Origin of the sequence: Pseudoalteromonas rubra, assembly GCF_005887095.1 — a bacterium.
Lineage (GTDB): Bacteria > Pseudomonadota > Gammaproteobacteria > Enterobacterales > Alteromonadaceae > Pseudoalteromonas > Pseudoalteromonas rubra_E.
In genome coordinates this window covers 1-301 of the sequence record NZ_PNCI01000165.1, presented here as the reverse complement: position 1 = coordinate 301, position 301 = coordinate 1, and the positions used below count along the sequence as shown (strand labels likewise).

1 protein-coding gene is annotated in these 301 nt (G+C 48.2%); it reads right to left on the bottom strand.

Annotated features, from left to right (window positions below):
• Positions 1–301: 7TM-DISM domain-containing protein (locus CWB99_RS23735; RefSeq protein ID WP_138686250.1), on the bottom strand; the 301-nt coding region annotated here is incomplete at both ends.

Genomic DNA, 301 nt, shown 5'->3' with positions numbered 1-301 from the left:
TGGTCGCGCAATTGCACGCTATGTTGCACTTGGCTTGCTTCATCAAGTTGATACTCGAGCAAATTGTCGACCATGTGGTTATCAAAGCGGGCAACAAGCGATCTTGGCTCTGCTTGATTGTTGGTGATAGTTAAACGTAGCCAATACTGCTGTGTACCAAATTGCCAAGGAACTTGCCGCCATGACCCTGCAGTGAAGTCATCAAAATGCTTTTCATGAAGAGCAGAAAATGTGACCGCTTGCGGGAGCACTATATAACTTGGCTCCACTGTTAACCCTGGTTCATCGCCCAGGCTGTGGG